Genomic DNA, 20105 nt, shown 5'->3' with positions numbered 1-20105 from the left:
TCCGCAAGGCCATGGATTGCTCGCCCAGCGCCACCATGAGCTGGGTCAGCTGGTAGTAATTGTCCGGCGTGGTTTCCAGCTGCGCCTCGCGATAGGCGATCGCATCTTCGGCCGCCTCGGCCGCTGCCGGCCAGCGCTCAAGTTCGTTCAGCACTTCCGCCTGCTGGGACGCCATATAGGCCCCCATCTCCTCACCCCCGCCAAGGCGCTCATACATTTGCGGCGTCAGCGCCGCGCGCCAGTCGGCCAGGCGCTGATTGGCCTCTTCGTATCTGTCCTGGGCAAACAGGATCTGCATCAGGTCGGTGCGCACGCTCCAGAGATGGCGCAGGAAGGGGCGTTCCTCGACGCCCGGCATGGCGAGCCCCTGCTCGGCCAGCGCCATGGCCTCGCCATTGTGTTTGAGCGCGGTGTCGGGATCGGAGGTATAGTTCAGGGCCTCCATGGTCTGCATGCGCTTGACCATGATGAGTTCGGCCAGCGCCGCGCTATTGCCGGGCGCCTTGTCGAGCGCCAGGCGCAGCGAGCTCTCCGCCTCGTCCAGCAGCTCCATTGAGGTGTCGGTCTCGCCGAAATTGGCAATGCCCACCCCGCCATAAAGATTGGAGAGGCGCAGCTGCATGGTGCCGACCTCGAACAGCACATCTTCGGGCGCGGTCTCATCCAGGGCGAGATCGTCGATATAGTCGCGCACCAGGCCGGCAAGGGCCCGGCGCGGCTCCAGCGTGCCGGCCACCTCCTCGAAGGAATCGTAGACATCGAAGATAAGCGAGCGGCTGAGCTGGCGCGCCTCGTCGAACCGGGCATTGGCACTCGCCAGCGCCGTTTCCGCGCGGTTGTACTGAACAAGGGTGACGATCAGCGCGCCCATGAGGCCCAGCACGGCGAGCGACCCGATGGTGACGGCCACACGCTGGCGCTTGAGATATTTCGCGAACCGGTAGCCCCGTCCGCCGCCGCGTGCCTCAACGGGCCGGTCGCTCCGGTAATTGGCGAGATCATCGGCCAGCGCATCGACGCTCGGATAGCGCCTTGCCGGGGCGGGCGCGGTGGCCTTTGCCACGATGGCGGCGAGGTCGCGGTCGCTCTCATGGGCGGGCACCAGCTCCGCCAGCAGCTTGCCGAGCGAATAGATGTCCGACAGCGTATTGGCCGGGGCGCCCTTGGCCCGCTCGGGGGCGGCATAGCCGGGGGTGAAGCTCAACGAGGCGAGCGTCGCACTGCCGCTGCCACCGGTCTCGGCCGGCGCGGAAATGTCGTGCGGCTTGGCAATGCCGAAATCGATCACCTTCACCTGGCCATCGCGGGTCACCAGCACATTGGACGGGGTGATGTCGCGGTGGACGATGAGGTTCTGGTGGGCATGGCTGATGGCCGCGCAGATCTCGCGGAAGAGGCCCAGCCGGGCGGCCTGCCCGAGATGGTTGGCCCGCGCCCAGTCGAGCAGCGGTTCGCCGTCGACATACTCCATGACGATGTAGGGCGAGCCGTCATCGAGATAGCCCCCATCGAAAAGCCGCGCGATATTGGGGTGGTTGAGGCTGGCCAGGATCTGGCGCTCATGGGTGAAGCGCTCGATCAGCGAGGCCCTGAGCGCGCCCGGCCGGATGACCTTGATGGCAACGCGGTGGTCGAAGTCGCCGCTGTCGCGCTCGCCGAGATAGACCGCGCCCATGCCGCCCTGCCCGATCAGGCCGGTGATGCGATAGGCCCCGGCCCGCTCCGGCGCCGGCTCCTCCCGGCCGTCCTGGCCGGCCCCGCCGGTGCGCAGCACGTCGGTCTTGCCGCTGTCGGCCTCCAGCAATTGCAGGACGCGCGCCTTCAGCGCTGCATTGCCCTCACAGCGGGCCTCGAGCCATTCCGCCAGCCGGGCTTCGGGAACATCGAGCGCCTCGTCGAAAATGGCGAGCGCCTCGCGTTCGAAGGTGTCCGGCGCGCTCATCGCACATCCGCCGCCATGGCATCGACCAGCCAGGCGCGGGCGACCCGCCACTGGCGCTTGACGGTAGACTCCGAGGTGCCCGTCACCTCCGCGATCTCCGGCAGGCTGAGCCCGCCGAAATAGCGCAGCTCGACAATGTCGGCCTTCTCGCTGTCGATGGCGTTGAGACGGATCAGCGACTTTTCAAGCACATCGAAGTCGAGCCGGCCGGGATGGCCCTCGATGCGCGTGACGAGGGTGACTTTCTGGTGCTTGCGCTTGTCTGAATTCTTGCGCCGCGCATGGTCGATCAGGATGCGGCGCATGGCCCGCGCCGACAGCGCCAGGAAATGGCTCTTGTCGGCCCAGTCGATCTGGTCGAGCTGGATGAGGCGGATGGCGGCCTCATTGACGAGGTCGCCGGTCGAAAGCGAGCTGTTGCGTTCCGCGCGCAGCATGGCCGCCGAAACCTGGCACAATTCGGTATAGAGACACGCGAACAGGGCATCCCGGGCCCCGAGATCCCCCTCACGCCAGCGCTTCAGCAAGGCCTTGCAGTCAGTATCGGCAGTATTCATCCACGTTGTCCCCTTCCGGGACTGTATTCGCAAAATCTCCGGAAGTGCAAGAATCACGACAGATCATATTTTTTAAATTCTGCCTGACCCGATTCAGGAAGCCGGTGCGCCTTCTCTTCTGAACCACCCTTGTGAGGTCAGAAATGGAAGACGCCATCAACTCGATCCCGCCGGATGCCTGGCCGGTCATCACCATCCTGTTCAACGTCACCTGTGCGGTGACCGCGCTGTGGCTGGTCTGGACCGTCTTCGTCCTGTGGCGCCGCCGGGCCTCCAACCTGACCACCGCCAGCGGGGCGAGCCCGAACCGGAAGGCTACGCCCGACTTCCTCTCCATCGACGAGAAGGCCCGCGAGGAGGCGCTGAAACGCGGTGAGGCCTATGAGACCTATCTCGACAAGCGCGACCGCGACGAGGCCCGCGCCGCCGAACGCGAGCGCCGCCGCAAGGAGACGATGATCTCGCGCTTCGGGCGGCTCATCTCCTTCGGCATGGCGCTGTTCTCGCTGGCGACCATGATCTCCGGAACGATGTTCCAGGTCTCCATCATGGGACGCTACTGGGAGCAGTATTCGGCCGGCGAGCGCCTGACCCGCGTGGTCCAGGAACACCCGGTCGGCGTCACGGTCACCGTCGCCGTCATCCTCTTCAACATCATCACCTTTGTCTCCAACCGGAAGTGGGAGAGCTGATCATGGCTTCCGAACCGATTGTTCTCAGCGATCCGCGCATGCTCGCCGAATTCATGCGCCAGAGCGAATTCAAGGCCTTCTTCGAGAAGCGCTTCGCCGTGCCGCCCGACTATGCCGCGCTGCTGTTCAAGAACGGCGAACTGGTCGATGCCTTCAAGGGCGGCCACTTCTCCGTCGGCGGACTGGTCGACCGGATGAAGAGCCTGATTGGCGGCTCCACCCACATCTCGATGATGATTGCCGACCTGAAGCCCTTCCAGCTGCAAACGGTGCTGCGGGCGACCAGCCGCGACAAGGTCGAGGTGACCGGAGTGGTGACGCTGGAAGTGCAGGTCAATACCGACAAGCCGTCCAACATTCTCGGCATGATGCACGGCGTCGACCGCGCGCCGGGCGACGCCAACGATCTCGGCCGCAAGGCACTCGCCAAGGCCGATGTGCTGGACCGGATCCGCCCGCACTTCTCCGACCGCGTCTTCGAGGCTGCCATCGGGCGCGTCGATGCCGCCGACATCCGTGGCGATACCGGCCTGCAGGACAAGCTCCAGGCCGACATGATGAAAGAGGTCGAACGCGTCGTCGGCGACCTCGGCCTGATCATCCGCTCGACCTCCATCGAGTGGGCGCAGAATGCCGAGGAAGCCGCCGAACAGGCTCGCGCCGACGCCGAACGCAGGCAGAAGGAAGTCGAGTTCCAGATCGAGATGGCCAAGCGCCAGGCCGAACTCATCAACGATGCGACGGAATTCGAGATCCGCTCCAGGACCGAACTCGCCAAGCTGCAGAATGCCAGTGAGGACGAGCTCAAGCACATGGCGCTCAACAGCGAGATCGAGTTCATCGATGCGCGCGAGAACGCCAAGCGCCGCCAGGAGCTGGAAGAGCTCGACCACCAGGTCGCCTTCCTCGAAAAGGAGCGCAAGGCGACCTTCGAGAACCAGCTGGCGACCGCGCGCAACGAGACCGAGCTGATGCGCATCCAGCAGGAGCAGCTGAAGATCGACACCGACATGTCGGCCCTGCGCGAAACCCACATGCAGGAGATGAAGAAGTCCGGCGCATTCAGCGAGCTGGAAGTCTCCGCCCTCGCCCAGAAGCAGCAGCGCGAACACATCTCCGAACTGCAGGAGATCGAGCTGCGCGGTGAGCGCGTCCGTGCCGAGATCAAGCGCCTCGACCGCCAGCAGGAGCTGGACGGCCAAAAGGAAATCCTGATCCACAAGAAGGGCATGAGCGCCGAGCAGATCCTGGCGCTCGATGCCGGGCTGTCGCCGGATGTCGCGATGGTGCTGGCCGAACGCGCCCGCGCCGAAGCCTCTTCCAATGAGCAGAGCATGGCCCTCATGCGCGAAATGGTCGAGGCCGCGCAGGCGCGCGAGATCCGCACCGAGGACCAGGCCCGCACCATGTCCGACATCGCCATGCGCGGCGCGGTCGGCGTGGCCGCCGGGGCGGGCGGCAAACCTCTCCCCGAGGCGGCCGCCACCGGCCAGCCACAGGCCGAAATCCAGACCATCGACTGCCCGAAGTGCAGCACGGCGGCGCCGGCCACCTCCAAGTTCTGCATGAAATGCGGGCACAAGCTCAGGACCTGACACGATGAGCCTTCAGGCCCCTTCCCTCGCCCGCCCGCAGGATTGCTGCGCCCGCTCGGCCCAGACACCCGAAGCCGGGTTCTGCGGCGATTGCGGCAAGCCGCTGATCTGGTGCATGGCCGCGCAGGAATGCCACTCGGTGATCGACCGGTCGGGCATGTGCCCGGTCTGCATCCAGCCGGAACTTTATCTCGATGCGGGCGCAGCGAGCACGGTGCGCGAAGGCGGCAAGCTTGCCCTGCCGCTCGTCATCCGCAATGCCGCCGGGATCGGCCGCCCGCTTTTCGTGACGGGCCTCTGGGTAAAAGAGGACGATGCCGGCTGGCGCGAGCTGCCGCTGTCGTTCGAGCGGCTCGATTCCGGGCGCTCGGCCAATGTCGCGGTGCGCACCGAGGTGCTCGACCATGCCGGGGTTCACCAGGTCGACCTGCGGCTTGCCATCGCGTCCCGCTATCACTGGCGCGAAGAAGCCTTCGTCCTGACCAGCTCGATCATCTTCCCGGTCGAGAGCAAGGACCCGAACGGCCCCGTCACCAACATCAATGTCACCGCCGACCAGATCGGCGCCGGCCTCACCGTCTACAATCCGACACGTATCGAACAGGAGCGCGCCGCCGGTCAGGACACCCATGCCCGGCCCATCCCGCTGAAGCTCAACCGCGCCGACCAGGACGAAACCCGGCTCGGCCGGCGCGGCTATGACAACGGGCTGCGGGTGCCGCGCGCCGTCAGCTTCGCCTGGCGCGGCTTTGCCGAGGGCGACTGCCCGGCCGACGGGCCGATCCTCGATCCCTCCGGCATCCTCTATTTCGGGCGCAATGCGGTCGGCCATGACCAGGAGGGCAATGATGCCCGGCTTCTGGTCAGCCAGGCAGACGGCGCCCTGTCGCCGCTGACCGGCTCCATCTCGCGCCAGCACTTCTCCATCTATCCCGAATCCGGGCGCCTGATGCTGCGCGTGGAGAGCCAGTTCGGGCTGAGGGTCAATGGCGATGCCTATGGCCGCACCAAGAGCGTCCTGCTCGAGGACGGGGCGGTGATCTCGCCGCTGCGCAAGAGCCCGGACGCGCTGACCGTCACCGTCAATTTCGAAGCCGAGCGGGAGGATGTGACGCGCATCCTTCTGACCCGGACCTGCCGCGCCTGAGGAGCGAGATCATGCTGAGATGCTCTGCCTGCCAGACCGAACTGCCCGACAATGCCCGCTTCTGTGCGGCCTGCGGCACAGCCGTGGAAGACATCGAGACCGAAGTCGAAACCGTCGCCGCCCTGCGGACCGTCTCCGGCCTGGAGACCGTCGCGCCTGGCAGGGATGACATGACCGGCGGCGATTACGCTCCCGCCCCGACCGGTATGGCGCCCGGCACCATGGTCGCCGGCAAGTACCGCATCGAGCGCATGATCGGCGCCGGCGGCATGGGCATGGTCTACAAGGCCATCGAGACGGTCACCGATACCCCGGTGGCGCTGAAGGTGATCCCCTCCGGCCAGGTCTCCAGCGAAAGGGCCGTCCAGCGCCTCATCGAGGAAGGCAAGACGACGCGGACCATCTCTCACCCGAACGTGGTGAAGACCTATGATATCGGCGTCTGGCAGGGCGCGCCCTACATCGCCATGGAATATATCGAGGGCAAGCCGCTCCACATCTGGCGCACCGAGAAGATGTCGCGCAATGAGGAGGTGCCCGCCCGGATCGCCGGCCAGATCGTCAAGGAAGTGCTGAACGGGCTCGAAGCCGCCCATGCTGCTGGCGTGATCCACCGCGACCTCAAGCCCGAGAACATCATGCTGCTGGGCGAGCCCACGGCACAGGACGCCCAGGTCAAGATCGTCGATTTCGGCATCGCGCTCGCCACCACGCAGAAATCAGACGATGGCACGGGCACCGGGCTCGGCACGCAGCTGTACATGGCGCCCGAGCAGATCCGCAATGCAAACGCCGCGAATGCCGCCGCCGACCTCTATTCGGTCTCGAAGATCTTCTACGAGCTGATCGTCGGCGTGCTGCCGACCGGTCACTGGTCGCCGCCCTCCGACGGACGCTCCGACGTGCCGCCCGCCATCGACAAGCTGATCGAGCGGGGGCTGTCGACCAATCGGAACCTGCGCCCCCAAACAGCCGCCGACTATCGCGAGGCGATGATCGAGGGCTTCAACACCAGCCTGCGCCGGAATGCCGGCCCCGACGAGCGCAAGCGCGAATACAGGGAAGCCCAGCAGGACCTGAAGAACGCCTATGGCCGCGTCTTCCGCACCATTCCGAAATGGGGCTGGGCGGTGATCGCCATCGTCGTCCTGATCGCGGTTTTCGGCGGGCTGGCCGAAGAGACCGGCAGCGGCAATTGCTACTACGACGCCTACGGGAACGTCATATGCCAGTAGCGCGGCCCACCCCCTTCCCATCGCGCCCGAGGAGGCCAGCATGAGTCAGAAATACAAGCTTGGCGGTTATATCCCGGCCGACCCGACCCAGCCGGCCCCGGCGCTGACGGCGTCTGCCCATCCCGAGCTGCCGCCCGCGGTGGATCTCTCGCCCATGTGCTCGCCGGTCGAGGACCAGGGCCATATCGGCTCCTGCACGGCGAACTCGGTCGCCGGGGCGCTCGAATACCACCAGATCCTGCACCGCCAGCCGATGACGGACCTGTCGCGGCTCTTCATGTATTACAATGCCCGCAAGCTGAAGGGCTCGATCGATGAGGACACCGGCTGCTCCATGGCGCAGGCGGTCGCGTCCTATCTTGCCTTCGGCGCCTGCCCGGAACCGGTCTGGCCCTACAACCCGCTCCTCTGGGACAAGGAGCCCTCTCAGGAAGCCTATCAGAGCGCGGGCCATTTCTCCGCGCTGCAATATGCCAGCGTCCAGCACGGCCTCGATCTCAAGATCGCGCTCTATTCCGGCCTGCCGATCATTTTCGGCATGGGTGTGCCCTCGCATGCCCTGCAGGTCATCGCCCGCAAGACCGGCCATGTAAAGCCGCCGGAAGACGGCAACTGGGAACCGGCCCGTAGCGGCCATGCCATGCTGATCGTCGGCTATGACGACCGCAAGAATGCCTGGCTGGTGCGCAACTCCTGGGGGCCGGGCTGGGGGCTCAATGGCTATGTCTGGATCGATTACCGCGTCATGGACCATTACAAGCAGCCGCTCGGCTTCTGGACCATCGGCGCGCTCGACCGCTCGCAATATTTCAAGCTGGCCGGCGCCTCGACCGAGGAAGCCGTTCAGGCCACCGTCGAGCAGGCGCCGCCCACCGTGCAGGACCAGATCCATGCCCTGAAGGCGCATATCCGCGGCGAGCTCGAAGCCAATATCGAAGCCACGCGAGAAAGCCTGCGCGACCGCCTGCGCGGTCCGGGCGCCGGTGGCGGCTATAACCGGGGTCCCGGTGCGGGCGGCGGCTACAATCGCGGACCCGGCGCCGGCGGCGGATACGACCAGGGACCGGGCGCTGGCGGTGGCTATCATCGCGGCCCGGGGGCGGGAGGCGGCTATGACGAGTGAGACGAGATCGCGAGAGAGGGGACGCTCGCGGGCCGGTGGACAGGGAGCGGCCACCCTGAGGGCGGCTTCCTGTCCCGGCATCCCGCGGGAGGGCCAGCATGCTTGAGATTTTCGAAGGCTACCCCATTGGCGGCTGCCTGCCCGACGAACCGGGCACAAGCTTCCCCGTGCTGAGCAAGGTGGGCGAGATTACCCGCCCCCCGAGCGTGGACCTGCGGGCCCAGTGCTCGCCGGTCGAGAACCAGCAAAAGATCGGCTCCTGCGTGGCGAATGCCGTGGTCGGCGCGCTCGAATACCACCAGATCCGCGCCGGCCGCGAGCTGCGCGACCTGTCGCGGCTGTTCGTCTATTACAATGCCCGCAAGCTCGCCGGACGGCTGGGCGAGCCGGGCTGCTCGCGCCGCATCGCGCTCGCCTCCGTACTCGGCTGGGGCGTTTGCCCGGAAGCCATGTGGCCCTATCAGGAAGCCCTCGTCGAGGAAGAACCGGGCCGTGACTGCTACAAGGCCGCCGAGAATTTCCGCGCCGTCGAGTTCGCCGAACTCGAACATGGCGACCCGGTGAAGGACGCGCTCGCCAGCGGCCTGCCGGTCGTCTTCGGCATGGCGACGCCGAAGCGCATGATGGCCATCGACGCGCGCCATAGCGGCCAGATGAAACCGCCCGCGAACGGCCAGTGGGAAGGCGCGAACAGCGGCCATGCCATGCTGCTCGTCGGCTATGACGACCGCGAGAACGCCTTCCTGGTGCGCAATTCCTGGGGCGCCGACTGGGGCCTCGAAGGCCATGTCTGGATCGATTACGCCGTGCTCGATCACTATACGCGCGCGCCGGTCTACCCCAACGCGCCGAAGCCCTTCGCCGTCGGCAATACTGCCGAGCACCGCGCCTATCAGGTCAGCGGCCCCTCGGCCGACCAGTTCCTGCAGGCCGCCGCGCAGACCGTCGCGCCCGCGCTGCAGGCCGAGCTTCAGACGGCCCGCCAATCGGCCGCGTCGGCCCTAGAAGACCATCTCAGCAAGGCCAAACAGTCCATCCGCGACCGCTTGCGCGGTCCGGGTGCCGGAGGAGGATACTGACATGCCCATACCAAGCCCGTCCGCCCAGGCCGGCCGCAGATCCGCCGCATCCCGCATGGGAATTGTCAGCAAGGTGCAGACGATGACACCGCTGCTCGCCTTTCCGGTGGGCTTCTATGTCCTGATGACCTGGTTCGCCGGTGGCCAGCACACAGAAACCGGCCCGGCCATCGAACCGGCGCTTCGCGGCATCATCTTCGGCATGCCGATGATTTCCGGGGTGCGCTGGACGCTCAGCCTCGGCGACCTCATCCTCTTCGTCTCGCTGGTCCTGCTCTCCTTCGAGATCGTGAAGGCGACAAGCTCGCGCTCAAGCGCCATGGTCAATCATGCCATGTCGATGGGCGTGTTGCTCTTCTGCCTGGTGATGTTCCTGACCATCGGCAATTTCGCGACCTCGACCTTCTTCCTGCTGACGATGATGTCGCTCATGGACGTCCTGGTCGGCGTGATCGTCAGCATCGTCTCGGCGCGGCGCGACTTCGGGGTCGGGGACGGCTTCGCGAATTAGGCGCTCCCGCCCCGGCGGTCAGGGCGTCTGTCCATAGCCGCCGCCAAGCGCGACATAGAGATTGATCGCCGCGGTCAGCCGGTCGAGGCGGCCCTGAACATAGGTGTTCGAGGCGTCGAAATAGGTCTGCTGGGCGGTGAGCAAGCTTGTCAGGTCGTCGGTGCCGGCCCGGTAGCGCAGTTCGACAGCTTCCAGCGCCTCGCCGGCCGCCTCGCGTGCGATCAGCAGCTGGTCTTCCCGCACGGCATTCGACTCCACCGATTTGAGGCTGACATCGACATCGCGCAGCGCCCCCAGAATGGCCTGGCGGTAGCCTGCGAGCTGGGCATCCCGGCGCGCTTCGGCGCTTTCGACCTGGCCTTCGAGCCGCCCGCCGGAAAAGATGGTCTGCGCCAGCGAGGCCGACAGCGAACCGGTAAGATCCCCCCCGCCCGTCAGCAGGCTGGAGACCCCGGCGCCCAGATCGATGCTCGGAAAGTAGGCCGCCCGCGCCGCCTTGATATTGGCATTGGCGCCGCGAAGGCTCGCTTCGGCCTGCATCAGGTCCGGCCGGCGCAGGAGCAGGTCGGAGGGCAGGCCGGGGTCGGTCTCTGGCAGGCTGATCGACAGGATGTTCTCCTCCGGTGCGTCATAGCCCTGCGGGGCGCGGCCCGTCAGGATGGCGAGCGCGGTCTCGAAGCCGGTGATCTGCGCCTCGATCTGCGGGATGCGGGCGCGCGCATTGGCAAGCTGGGCTTCCTGCGCGGAGACGTCATAGCCAGAGATGGCACCGGCCTCATAGCGCACCTGGACGATGTCATAGATGCGCTCGGAGATTTCGAGGTTGCGCCGGGCGACCTCCAACTGCTCACGCGCGGCCAGCAGGGCAAAATAGTTCGTCGCCACGTCCGACTGTACGGTCAGTTCCAGCGCGCGCTGGCTGAAGATCGTCGCTTCGAGGCTCGCCTGCGCGGCCTCGCGGCTTGCGGCATTCGCACCGAACAGGTCGAGCTGGTAGGAGGCCGAGAGCCGCCCACTGGCATCGACATCGTCGAGGCCGTCGCCTTCGGTGTTGCTGGAGGCCGACAGGCTGCCGCTCGCTTGCGGCAGGAAGGCGGCATTGGCGACCTTCAGCGCGGCGCGGGCGGCTTCGACATTGGCCACGCCCTGCGCGAGCGTCTGGTTGGCGGCCAGCGCCTCGCTGACCAGCTGGTCGAGCGAGGCGGTCTCGAACCCGTCCCACCATTCGCGCTCCGGCGCGGCCAGCGCCTCGACCTCGCCGGCATAGTCATAGGCGGCCGGCATCGCGATGGCATGCGCGCTCTCAGGCGTCTCCGGCGCAAGCGAGGCGCAGGCGGTGAGAACGAGCAGCGAGGAAGACAGGATAATCGGTCTGAGCATAAGTCTACTCCGAAGCCAGAGCGGCGACCGGGTCGAGACGCGAGGCCTTGCGCGCGGGCAGAAGCCCGAAGACAAGCCCGGTCGCGAGCGCGGAGGTAAAGGCGAGCATGGCCGGCAGCGCGGTCACGGCGACGGTCATGCCGCTTTCCGACAGGATGAAACAGACGCCGAGGCCGATCAGCACACCGGCAATCCCGCCGAGCCCGCCGACGACGAGCGCCTCGACCACGAACTGGGTCATGATGTCGGAACGCCGCGCCCCGGTGGCCATGCGCACACCGATCTCACGGGTACGCTCCGAAACGCTGACCAGCATGATGTTCATCACCCCGATCCCGCCCACAAGCAGGGAAATCGAGGCGACCGAGCCCAGCAGGATGGAGAAGGAGTTTTGCGCTTCCTGCATCGACTCCAGGAAGGAGGCGGTGTTGCGGATCTGGAAGTCTTCCGTGCCGTGACGCGCCAGAAGCAGGTTTTTCGCCGCCTCCTCGGTCTCGGCCACCCGGTCGGTATCATCGACGGCGAGCGTGATGGAGGAGAGATAGTTCTGCCCGAACAGGCGCATCATGCCGGTCGTGATCGGCACCAGCGCGACATCGTCCTGGTCCTGGCCCCAGCCAGTCGCGCCCTTCTCCTCAAGAATGCCGGCCACCTCGAAGGGCGCGCCCCCGAGAAAGACATACTGGCCGACCGCGCCCTCGACATCGTCGAAGAGGTTGCCGGCGGTCGTGGTGCCGAGCACGACGACGCCGATGCGACGGTCCATGTCGTCCTCGGTGAAGAAGGTGCCGTATTTGAGACCGCGGTTCTGGGCGAGCGGCCAGTCTTCGGAGACGCCCTCGACCTGGCTGCTATAATCCTTGCTGCCGACCCGGAAGGTCGCCCCCGTCGAGCGCGACGGCACGGCGGCGAGGATATTGTCGAGCGCGCCGAGCGCCTCGGCATCCTCCAGCGTCAGCGTCGCGATGGCATCCCCGCGCATGCGGGTGCCGGGCGCGCCGGGGCGCACGAAAAGCAAATTGGGCCCAAGCGATTCAAAGCGGGCCATCACTTCCTGCTGGCTGCCCTGCCCGATGGCGAGCATGGCCACCACCGCCGACACGCCGATGACGACGCCGAGCAGGGTCAGTGCGGTGCGAAACAGGTTCGCCCTCAGCGACCGGAAGGCCATCTTCACCGCCTCGAACACCTGGCCGACCGGCGAGGGGCCCTTGCGGCTGTAGCGGTAGCCTTCGGCCTCTTCCGGCCGGGCCTCGTCCTCACCGGTATCGGAGACAATCTGGCCGTCGCGGATCTCGATCATGCGTTTGGCACGCTCGGCCACTTTCTGGTCGTGGGTGATGAGGATGATGGTGCGGCCTTCGGCATGCAGGGCCTCGAGCAGGTTGAGCAGTTCCTCACTCGAGCCGGAATCGAGCGCGCCGGTCGGTTCGTCGGCCAGGATCACCTCGGCATCGTTGACGAGGGCCCGGGCGACGGCGACGCGCTGCTGCTGGCCGCCCGAGAGCTGGCCGGGCTTGTTGCCGGTGCGATCACCGAGGCCCAGCCGGCTGAGCAGATCGCTCGCCTTTTCGCGGCGCTCTTCATGGCTCAAGCCCGCATAAACCGCCGGCAGCTCGACATTCTCTGAGGCCGAAACATTGGCGAGCAAATTGTAGCGCTGGAAGATGAAGCCGAACGTCTCCCGGCGCAGGGCGGCGAGCGCATTGGTGTCGAGGTCGGCCACGTCCTGGCCGCGCACGCGGTAATGCCCGCCCGTCGGCCGGTCGAGACAGCCGATAATGTTCATCAGCGTCGACTTGCCCGAGCCCGACTGCCCGACAATGGCGACGAACTCGCCCGAGTGGATGGTCAGGGAGGCGCCATCCAGCGCCCGCACTTCGGTGTCGCCAGCACCGTAAAAGCGGTCGACATGGTCGAGCTCGATAAGGGGAGCGGTCATCTGGCGTCCCTCCCTAGCGGCGCATGAAGCGCGCGCCGCCGCGCGTATCGCCATTGGGACGCGGGATCGCGACATCGCCTGTGACGACCGTCTGGCCGGGTTCGAGGCCATAAAGGACTTCCGCCATGGTGCGGGTCTTCAGGCCGATCAGGACAGGATGCGGCTCCGGTTCACCGGCGGCATTCATCACCAGCACGGTGGCGGCTTCGGCGTCCGGATGCGCCTCGCGGGCGGCCTGGAACGCTGCGCGCCGGTCATTGCCCGGGCCGGCCGCCGGTTCGGACGCCTCGGCCTGCATGAAGCCGCCGCGAGCAGACCGGTCGCCATTGCCGGCCACAGCCTGCTCGCCAGCGCCTGCCCTTCGCGGGGCGGGCTGAAGCGCGGTAACGGGCACAAGCACGGCATCCCTGGCGGACCCGGTGATGAAGAAAACCTGCGCGGTCATTTGTGGCTTCAGCCTGCCCTGCGGATTGTCGACATCGAGCAACGCCTTGTAGAGGACCACGTCATTGAGGACTTCCGGCGTCGGCAGGACCTGGCGCACGCTAGTCTCCCAGCGCCGGGCGGACTCCCCCAGCGTCGTGAAATAGGCCGCCTGGCCTTCCTCGATGCGCAGGACGTCGGCTTCGGAGACATCGGTCTCGACCGTCATCACGCCGAGATCGGCGATCGTCAGGATGATCGGCGCGGTCTGGTTGGCGTTGAGCGTCTGGCCCTCGACGGCGGCGAGCGAAACCACCGTCCCGGCGATCGGCGCGTAGATCTTGGTGAATTCGAGATTGGCGAGTTCCGATTGCAGCGAGGAGGTCTGGCGCTGGATCTGCGCGTCGATGGCTTCCAGCCGGCCTTGCGCGATGGCGAGATTGGCCTGGGCGGTTTCATAGTCGGCGCGGGCAATCGCATCGGCGTCATAGAGCATCTGGGCGCGCTCGGCATCGGCCCTGGAAAGCTCGAGCGTGGCCTGTTGCTGCTTGCGGCTGGCTTTCAGCTCGTTCAACTGGGCGCGGTTCGCCTCGACGCTGGTCTGGGCGATGGTCGGGTCGATCTGGGCGAGCAGGTCGCCCTTCTCCACCCGGTCGCCAATATCGACAAACAGCTCCTGCAGCTGGCCGGAGACCTGCGCGCCGACATCGACGGATTCCTTCGGCGTGATCTTGCCCGCCGAGGAAATCGTCACCTCGATATCGCCGCGCGTGACCTGGGCGGTCTGATAGGCGGGCGCCTGCTCCGTGAAGACCGACCGGCCATAGACAAAGGCTGCAATCGCTGCAGCAGCGACCAGACTCCCGACGAGCAGGGTCCGGGTTTTCAGGAGAAAGGGCTTTTTCATATGCGGTCTGCCAGATCTTTTCACAAAAACTGAAACGACCTGCGATATCGATTCCGTCGCGCTGCGCTGCAGTATTGGTCACAGGGCCAGCCGCACCGCATCTGCGCAAGCGCCGGAAAGCCCCGTCACAGCACGCTAACAGGGCAGTCGCGTTAACCAAATATCGAGTTTCCCCGGCCAATACTCAGCCATCGAGACGTACAAAACGATGATCTGGGCGGGACCATGAGTGCAGCAGTAAAGAAAGAGGCTGAAACCGTTCAGCCTCCCATGGGTGGGCAGGAGTACAAGCGGGTCTATGACCTCGCCGACAAGGCCTTCAAGCTGATGGGCCAGTACGAGACCCCGCCTTACCCAAGCACCTATGCGCTCTGGTACACCTACGCCGAACGCTCCAATGCCGAGCTTGTCGAACAGGTCGACCAGATGCTCGACAAGGGCACCAGCCTGTCGCCCTATGAAATCGACGAGGCCTGCAAGGTCCACCTGTCCGAACCCGACACGCAGGCCGGCCAGCAGAAGATCGGCAGCGCATTCGAAAAGGAACTGAGCAGCGTGATGGCACTCATCCAGAAAGGGGTGAGCAATCACGAGCAGTTCCAGGTCGCGCTCGACGAGCTCGAGGAAGGCCTGCCGCAGACGGTCTCACCCGACCGGATCGACGCCATGATCTCACAGCTGATGTTCGAGAACCGGCGCATGGCCCGCCACAGCCAGGAGCTGAATGACGGCCTTCGGGAATCCCAGAAGCAGATCGAGAAGCTGAATGAGGAGCTGGAAGAGGTCCGCCATCAGAGCATGCGCGATTCCCTGACCATGCTCGCCAACCGGCGCGCCTTCGACAAGCGGCTGGCCGCGGAGCTCAGCGCCGCCGCAGAGGGCGACCAGAACCTCTGCCTGGTCATGGCCGACATCGACCACTTCAAGACCGTCAACGACACCTACGGCCACCGGGTCGGCGACGAGGTGCTGAAGATCTTCGCGCGGATCATTACCAAGAACATCAAGGGCCAGGACATGGCGGCGCGTTATGGCGGGGAAGAGTTCGCCGTGATCCTGCCAAGGACGGACCTGCGGGCCGCCTACCAGCTGATCGACCGGATCCGGGTCCAGTTCTCGAAATCCAATCTCGTCTTCAAGACATCGCGCCAGTGCCTGGGGCAGATCACAGCGTCGTTCGGCATTGCCCGCTACAAGCCCGGCATCGACGCCCGCGACCTGATCGAGCAGGCCGACCAGAAGCTCTATCTCGCCAAGAATTCCGGCCGCAACACGGTCAAGGCCGAGGGGCTCGACTGAAGCTCAGCCGCGCCCCGGTCCGGCCTTGAGGTCTGGCAGGCGCTGTTCTGAGTAAAGCACATTCTTGAGGGCCTCGCGGAAAGTGCCCAAGCGCTCTTCCTTCTCGGCCATCTCTTTTTCCAGCGTCCGCATCTGCCCGATCACCGCCCCCAGATGGCCATGGGTATGGGCGAGGCTGATCGCCTCATAGCCAGCGGCCTGATCATCGGCGGCATTCAACCTGTCGCGCAGCGCGGCGAGCGCCTGCTCATCGCGGCGGATCTCGGCCTGCAGGGCGGCAAAGTCCTGCTCGGCCTTCTGGCGCTTCAGCGCGACGAGCTTTGAGAGGTCTTTTGTCTTCCGGGTCATGGGCGGCCTACATGTGCTGCTTCACGCGGTCGACGAAGCTGATGGCGGCCGCCACGGCGGCGAAGTGTTCCGGGCGGATTTCCTCATCCACCTCGACCAGGCGGTAGATGGAGCGCGTCGAGGGCGGGTCGCGATAGATCGGGATGTCATTGGCAAGCGCAATCTCGCGGATCTTGGCGGCCAGGTGGTCGACGCCCTTGGCCACGCAGACCGGCGCCTTGCTGTCGTCCGGATCCCATTTCAGCGCCACGGCATAGTGTTCCGGGTTGACCATGACGACGGTCGAGCCCGGCACGTTCTGCAGCATTTCGTTGCGGGAGATCTTCGTGGCCTTGTCGCGGCGCGACTGTTTGAGCTGCGGGTCACCCTCACTCTGCTTGACTTCCTTCTTCACCTCCTCGCGCGTCATCTTCAGCTTGTTGTTGTGCAGCCGGTGCTGCAGCGGCAGGTCGATGGCGGCGAGCACGAAATAGAAGGCGCCGAAGAGCAGGACGAGCACCATCACCTGGTGAAAGGTGAACAGGAAGAACTGGCCCTTCTGGACCGCGCTGCTGGCATAATAGCTCTGCGCGAAATTGTAAAGGAAGGCGCTGGCCAGGCCGGCGGCGAACAGCATCTTGGCGGTGTCCTTCAGGAAGTCGAGCAGGCCCTTGGGGCCATACTTCTTCTTGAGGTTTTCCGCTGGCGAGAGCTTCTTCGGATCCGGCTGGATCTTCTTGCCCGAAAAGGCAATGGCGCGCTGGATGACGAGAGAGACGAGCACGACCGCCGCCATCAGCAGGAAGAGCGGCGCAAAATGGCCGAGCACGTTCAGCACCCATTGCCGCGAGCGCTCGCCCCCGCCGCCGAAGATGTCGTCGGCATAGGAGTCGGCATGGTAGAAAAGCGAGGAGAACTCGTTGAAAACCGCGCCGGCCGCCGCCGCACTGAAGGCGAAGAGCGCGACCGTCAGGCCCGCAATCACGGCAAAGGTGTTGGCTTCCTTCGACTGGGGAACATCGCCTTCGCGCCGGGCCTCGCGCTTTCGCTGCTCGGTGGCCTCGAATTCCTTTTCACCGCCGTCTGAATTCTCCTCAGCCATCGCGCCCCTCTAAAGCCAGCCGATCAGGCCGGGCAGCCTGTCATACCAGACCATAAGCAGAGTCGTGATCGACACAGTGAGCAGCAACAGGCCCGCCCCGATCATGAAGGGCGCGCCAACAAAGGCGACCATGAGCGAGGGCAGCGCCTTGTTAATGAAGCCGAGACAGATGTTGTAGAGCAGGTTGATCGCCACGAAGGGCCACGCGAGCAGCACGGCAAAGCCGAAGCCGCTGAAACAGCTGCGCACCAGGAACATGTAGTCCATCTGCGAAACCGCACCGACCGGGACCTCGGTGTAGAGATCGGCCAGCCGGGTGAAGACGCTGAGATGATAGTCGGCTGCCAGCAGCAACGCCGCGCCCGCCATCGACAGCATGTTCGCCGTCAGCGTCTGGGCCTGGGTTTCCAGCGCGATACCGAGAAGCTGCGCCAGGCCGATCACCTGCGCGATCACCGTGCCGGTAATCGAGAGTACCCACATGGCCAGCCGCAGGAGAATACCGAAGAAGAGGCCGATTACCCCTTCCCCGATCATGACCGGGACAAGATCACCGAGGCCGTCGCCCGCCGGCGCCTCGACCAGACCGGACGCGGCAAAGGCCATCGTCACCGCCAGCAGAAGCGCCATGCGCACGCGCACCGGAACGGTCTGTTCGCCAATCCCCGGCATCAGGAAGACCACGAAGGACAGGCGCGCCAGGACGATCATGAAGAGGCTGATCCAGGCGGCGAGATCGGTCGAGAGCGTGACCGAATCCAGCATCAGACGACGCCGACGATATAGGGTTTGCTCTTCGACCCGATCTCCTCATAGGCCAGAACCGAATTGCGGATGCCCTTGCTCGCAAGCACCGTCTGCAGGAAGCGCCGGCGCCGCGAAGATGTGGCCACGGCGGCGACCACGCCTTTCTGCGCGACCTCGTTGAGCTTGCTCTGCACCGAATTGGTGAGCTCGCCGAAGAGTTCGGGCGGCAGCGCGATATCCGAAGCCCCATCCTCCTTGGAGATTTCGTGCTCGGAGAAGCGCTGTTCCCAATTGGCCGAAAGCTGAAGCAGCGGCAGACGGCCCTGCGTGTCCTGCAGCCGGTCGACGATCTGGAAGCCGAGGCGCTGGCGCACAAGTTCGACAATGCGCGACGGCGAATTGGACTGGCTCTTCACTTCTGCCACCGTCTCGATGATCAGGAAGAGGTTGCGGATCGAGACCCGCTCTTCCAGCAGCAGGCGCAACACCGACAAGAGCAGCTCCGGCGAGACCTTGCCCGGGATGTACTCGTCCAGGAAGCGCTGGTTGGCCGCGGCCCGCTCGCTGTCGCTGATGCGGGTCAGCGCATCGAGCGTGTCGAGCATCACCATGCGCGTGAAGACCAGCGAGAAGTTCGCCTGGATGACTTCCAGCATGTGCGTGGCGAGCACTTCGGTCGGCTCGACGGCGGGCACACCGGCGGCCGTCAGCTCCTGCTTCTTGCTATTGGGCAGCCAGCGCGAGGCGGCCTTGTAGACCGGCTCCTTCACCCGCTCGCCCTGCAGGTGCGGCAGCTGGTCGTCCTCCATCAGCGCCAGCACCGAGCCTGGGCGCAGCGTGCCGCCATCGACACGCACGCCCTGGATGCGGATGCGGTATTCGTTCTTCTTCAGCGTCGGATTATCCGTCATGCGGATGGACGGCAGGACGAAGCCATACTCCTCGGCGATGTAGCGGCGGATCTTGTCGATCCGGCTCTCGAAGCCGTCGGAGCCCTGCAGCACGAGCCCGACCAGGTCGGGCGCGACTTCCAGGTGGATCTCGTCGGAATGGATGGAATCGCCGATGACGGCGGCCTTGGGGGTGTCGTCTTCCGGCTCTTCCTCTTCCTTGGCAGCCTTCTCGGCTTCCATGCGGTGGATGAAGAAGGAGGCCGTGCCGAAGCCGCCGGCGGCCAGCATGAAGGGAATGAAGGGCAGACCCGGCAGCAGCGCGAAGGTGGCGAGGATGCCCGCCACGATCATCAGCGCGGTCGCATTGCCGGCGAGCTGCTTGCCCAGCGCCTCGTCGATGGCGCCATCATCCTTGCCCTTTGACAGCAGCAGCGCAGCCGAGACCGACACGATAACCGCCGGGATCTGCGAGACGAGGCCGTCGCCAACCGTCAGGATGGAATAGTTGTTCAGCGCCTCGGTGAATGAGAGCTGGTGGGTGAACATGCCGAAGCCGATGCCCGCCACCAAGTTGAGCGCAGTGATCAAGAGGCCGGCAATGGCGTCGCCCTTCACGAATTTCGAGGCGCCGTCGAGCGAGCCCAGGAAAGAGGCTTCTTCCTGTTCCTTCTGGCGGCGCTGCTTGGCTTCTTCATGACTGATCGCGCCAACGGCGAGGTCAGAGTCGATGGCGAGCTGCTTGCCCGGCATGGCGTCGAGGGCGAAACGCGCGCCCACTTCGGCCATGCGACCCGCGCCCTTGGTGATGACCATGAAGTTCACGATCACCAGCACGCCGAACACGACGAGGCCGACAAACATGTTGCCGCCCATGATGAACATGGCGAAGCCCTGGATCACGTCGCCGGCCGCATCGGTGCCGGTATGGCCTTCGGAGATGATCAGCTTGGTCGAGGAGACGTTCAGCGCCAGGCGCAGGATGAGCGAAGCCAGCAGCACGCTCGGAAAGGAGGAGAAATCCAGCGGTTTCTCGATGAAGATCGCGGTGGTGAAGATCAGGATCGCGAAGGAGAAGGACAGCGTCAGCCCGACATCCATGATCCAGGCCGGGACCGGCAGCACCATGACCAGGATCACCATCATCAGGCCGATGGCGAGCAGCGCCGTCGGCCTGGAGAGATCGAAGAGTTTGGAGCTCGGCATG

17 protein-coding genes are annotated in these 20105 nt (G+C 65.4%); 8 read left to right on the top strand and 9 right to left on the bottom strand.

Annotated elements, in window-relative coordinates:
- Both B8784_RS01910 and B8784_RS01905 read right to left on the bottom strand, forming a co-directional pair.
- A partial coding sequence (locus B8784_RS01910) for a serine/threonine-protein kinase (RefSeq protein WP_143435251.1) occupies nucleotides 1–1942 on the bottom strand: 1942 nt, incomplete at its 3' end.
- Entirely contained in the window at nucleotides 1939–2499 is a 561-nt protein-coding gene (locus B8784_RS01905; protein WP_084395934.1) for an ECF-type sigma factor, read from the bottom strand. The genes B8784_RS01905 and B8784_RS01910, both read right to left, overlap by 4 nt.
- Nucleotides 2500–2642: 143 nt before the next feature.
- Between B8784_RS01905 and B8784_RS01900 the strand changes: the two genes are divergently transcribed.
- The 7 genes from B8784_RS01900 (at nucleotide 2643) to B8784_RS01870 (ending at nucleotide 9881) form a co-directional block, all read left to right on the top strand.
- Complete coding sequence (locus B8784_RS01900; RefSeq protein ID WP_084395933.1) at nucleotides 2643–3191, top strand: hypothetical protein; 549 nt, start codon at nucleotides 2643–2645, stop codon at nucleotides 3189–3191.
- Nucleotides 3192–3193: 2 nt separating this feature from the next.
- Nucleotides 3194–4786 (top strand): hypothetical protein, encoded by a 1593-nt coding sequence (locus tag B8784_RS01895; protein ID WP_084395932.1) that lies wholly within the window; start codon nucleotides 3194–3196, stop codon nucleotides 4784–4786.
- 4 nt (nucleotides 4787–4790) lie between these two features.
- Nucleotides 4791–5933: an FHA domain-containing protein gene (locus tag B8784_RS01890; RefSeq protein WP_084395931.1), complete on the top strand. Its 1143-nt coding sequence runs from the start codon at nucleotides 4791–4793 to the stop codon at nucleotides 5931–5933.
- An 11-nt stretch (nucleotides 5934–5944) separates the two neighbouring features.
- Entirely contained in the window at nucleotides 5945–7168 is a 1224-nt protein-coding gene (locus B8784_RS01885; RefSeq protein ID WP_084395930.1) for a serine/threonine-protein kinase, read from the top strand.
- A gap of 40 nt (nucleotides 7169–7208) precedes the next feature.
- Nucleotides 7209–8291, top strand: a complete 1083-nt coding sequence (locus tag B8784_RS01880; RefSeq protein WP_084395929.1) for a C1 family peptidase — start codon at nucleotides 7209–7211, stop codon at nucleotides 8289–8291.
- 98 nt (nucleotides 8292–8389) lie between these two features.
- The gene (locus B8784_RS01875) at nucleotides 8390–9370 is read left to right on the top strand and encodes a C1 family peptidase (RefSeq protein ID WP_084395928.1); all 981 of its coding nucleotides are present in this window, start codon (nucleotides 8390–8392) and stop codon (nucleotides 9368–9370) included.
- Nucleotide 9371: 1 nt separating this feature from the next.
- A complete protein-coding gene (locus B8784_RS01870; RefSeq protein ID WP_233355923.1) occupies nucleotides 9372–9881 on the top strand; it encodes a hypothetical protein in 510 nt (169 codons plus the stop codon).
- An 18-nt stretch (nucleotides 9882–9899) separates the two neighbouring features.
- On the opposite strand, the gene B8784_RS01865 is transcribed toward B8784_RS01870, so the two are convergent.
- The 3 genes from B8784_RS01865 to B8784_RS01855 are packed head-to-tail and all read right to left on the bottom strand — an operon-like array spanning nucleotide 9900 to nucleotide 14533.
- Nucleotides 9900–11261, bottom strand: coding sequence for an efflux transporter outer membrane subunit (locus B8784_RS01865; RefSeq protein ID WP_084395927.1), 1362 nt, complete (start codon nucleotides 11259–11261; stop codon nucleotides 9900–9902).
- A 4-nt stretch (nucleotides 11262–11265) separates the two neighbouring features.
- Complete coding sequence (locus B8784_RS01860) at nucleotides 11266–13203, bottom strand: MacB family efflux pump subunit (protein ID WP_143435250.1); 1938 nt, start codon at nucleotides 13201–13203, stop codon at nucleotides 11266–11268.
- 13 nt (nucleotides 13204–13216) lie between these two features.
- Nucleotides 13217–14533: an efflux RND transporter periplasmic adaptor subunit gene (locus B8784_RS01855; protein WP_084395925.1), complete on the bottom strand. Its 1317-nt coding sequence runs from the start codon at nucleotides 14531–14533 to the stop codon at nucleotides 13217–13219.
- Nucleotides 14534–14758: 225 nt separating this feature from the next.
- Here B8784_RS01855 and B8784_RS01850 point away from each other — a divergent pair, with 225 nt between their 5' ends.
- On the top strand, nucleotides 14759–15832 hold the full coding sequence (locus B8784_RS01850; protein ID WP_084395924.1) for a GGDEF domain-containing protein: 1074 nt from the start codon (nucleotides 14759–14761) through the stop codon (nucleotides 15830–15832).
- A 3-nt stretch (nucleotides 15833–15835) separates the two neighbouring features.
- Here the strand turns inward: B8784_RS01850 and B8784_RS01845 are convergent, their stop codons facing one another.
- From B8784_RS01845 to B8784_RS01830, 4 genes are read right to left on the bottom strand one after another with little or no spacing between them, the layout of a single operon-like run.
- On the bottom strand, nucleotides 15836–16180 hold the full coding sequence (locus B8784_RS01845; RefSeq protein ID WP_084395923.1) for a hypothetical protein: 345 nt from the start codon (nucleotides 16178–16180) through the stop codon (nucleotides 15836–15838).
- 7 nt (nucleotides 16181–16187) lie between these two features.
- Nucleotides 16188–17261, bottom strand: a complete 1074-nt coding sequence (locus B8784_RS01840; protein WP_084395922.1) for an EscU/YscU/HrcU family type III secretion system export apparatus switch protein — start codon at nucleotides 17259–17261, stop codon at nucleotides 16188–16190.
- 9 nt (nucleotides 17262–17270) lie between these two features.
- Nucleotides 17271–18026: a flagellar biosynthetic protein FliR gene (locus B8784_RS01835; protein ID WP_084395921.1), complete on the bottom strand. Its 756-nt coding sequence runs from the start codon at nucleotides 18024–18026 to the stop codon at nucleotides 17271–17273.
- Nucleotides 18026–20104 (bottom strand): flagellar biosynthesis protein FlhA, encoded by a 2079-nt coding sequence (locus B8784_RS01830; RefSeq protein ID WP_084395920.1) that lies wholly within the window; start codon nucleotides 20102–20104, stop codon nucleotides 18026–18028. The genes B8784_RS01835 and B8784_RS01830 overlap by 1 nt, the downstream gene beginning before the upstream one ends.
- Nucleotide 20105: the final 1 nt, after the last annotated feature.

The organism is Henriciella aquimarina (assembly GCF_002088975.1).
In the GTDB taxonomy this organism is placed as follows: domain Bacteria; phylum Pseudomonadota; class Alphaproteobacteria; order Caulobacterales; family Hyphomonadaceae; genus Henriciella; species Henriciella aquimarina.
This window is presented reverse-complemented; position numbering and strand designations above follow the sequence as displayed.

Bases quoted from the DNA above. Each gene is read 5' to 3' on its own strand.
- B8784_RS01905 (WP_084395934.1), bottom strand. From the start codon at position 2,499: ATGAATACTGCCGATACTGACTGCAAGGCCTTGCTGAAGCGCTGGCGT.
- B8784_RS01900 (WP_084395933.1), top strand. From the start codon at position 2,643: ATGGAAGACGCCATCAACTCGATCCCGCCGGATGCCTGGCCGGTCATC.
- B8784_RS01895 (WP_084395932.1), top strand. From the start codon at position 3,194: ATGGCTTCCGAACCGATTGTTCTCAGCGATCCGCGCATGCTCGCCGAA.
- B8784_RS01890 (WP_084395931.1), top strand. From the start codon at position 4,791: ATGAGCCTTCAGGCCCCTTCCCTCGCCCGCCCGCAGGATTGCTGCGCC.
- B8784_RS01885 (WP_084395930.1), top strand. From the start codon at position 5,945: ATGCTGAGATGCTCTGCCTGCCAGACCGAACTGCCCGACAATGCCCGC.
- B8784_RS01880 (WP_084395929.1), top strand. From the start codon at position 7,209: ATGAGTCAGAAATACAAGCTTGGCGGTTATATCCCGGCCGACCCGACC.
- B8784_RS01875 (WP_084395928.1), top strand. From the start codon at position 8,390: ATGCTTGAGATTTTCGAAGGCTACCCCATTGGCGGCTGCCTGCCCGAC.
- B8784_RS01870 (WP_233355923.1), top strand. From the start codon at position 9,372: ATGCCCATACCAAGCCCGTCCGCCCAGGCCGGCCGCAGATCCGCCGCA.
- B8784_RS01865 (WP_084395927.1), bottom strand. From the start codon at position 11,261: ATGCTCAGACCGATTATCCTGTCTTCCTCGCTGCTCGTTCTCACCGCC.
- B8784_RS01860 (WP_143435250.1), bottom strand. From the start codon at position 13,203: ATGACCGCTCCCCTTATCGAGCTCGACCATGTCGACCGCTTTTACGGT.
- B8784_RS01855 (WP_084395925.1), bottom strand. From the start codon at position 14,533: ATGAAAAAGCCCTTTCTCCTGAAAACCCGGACCCTGCTCGTCGGGAGT.
- B8784_RS01850 (WP_084395924.1), top strand. From the start codon at position 14,759: ATGAGTGCAGCAGTAAAGAAAGAGGCTGAAACCGTTCAGCCTCCCATG.
- B8784_RS01845 (WP_084395923.1), bottom strand. From the start codon at position 16,180: ATGACCCGGAAGACAAAAGACCTCTCAAAGCTCGTCGCGCTGAAGCGC.
- B8784_RS01840 (WP_084395922.1), bottom strand. From the start codon at position 17,261: ATGGCTGAGGAGAATTCAGACGGCGGTGAAAAGGAATTCGAGGCCACC.
- B8784_RS01835 (WP_084395921.1), bottom strand. From the start codon at position 18,026: ATGCTGGATTCGGTCACGCTCTCGACCGATCTCGCCGCCTGGATCAGC.
- B8784_RS01830 (WP_084395920.1), bottom strand. From the start codon at position 20,104: ATGCCGAGCTCCAAACTCTTCGATCTCTCCAGGCCGACGGCGCTGCTC.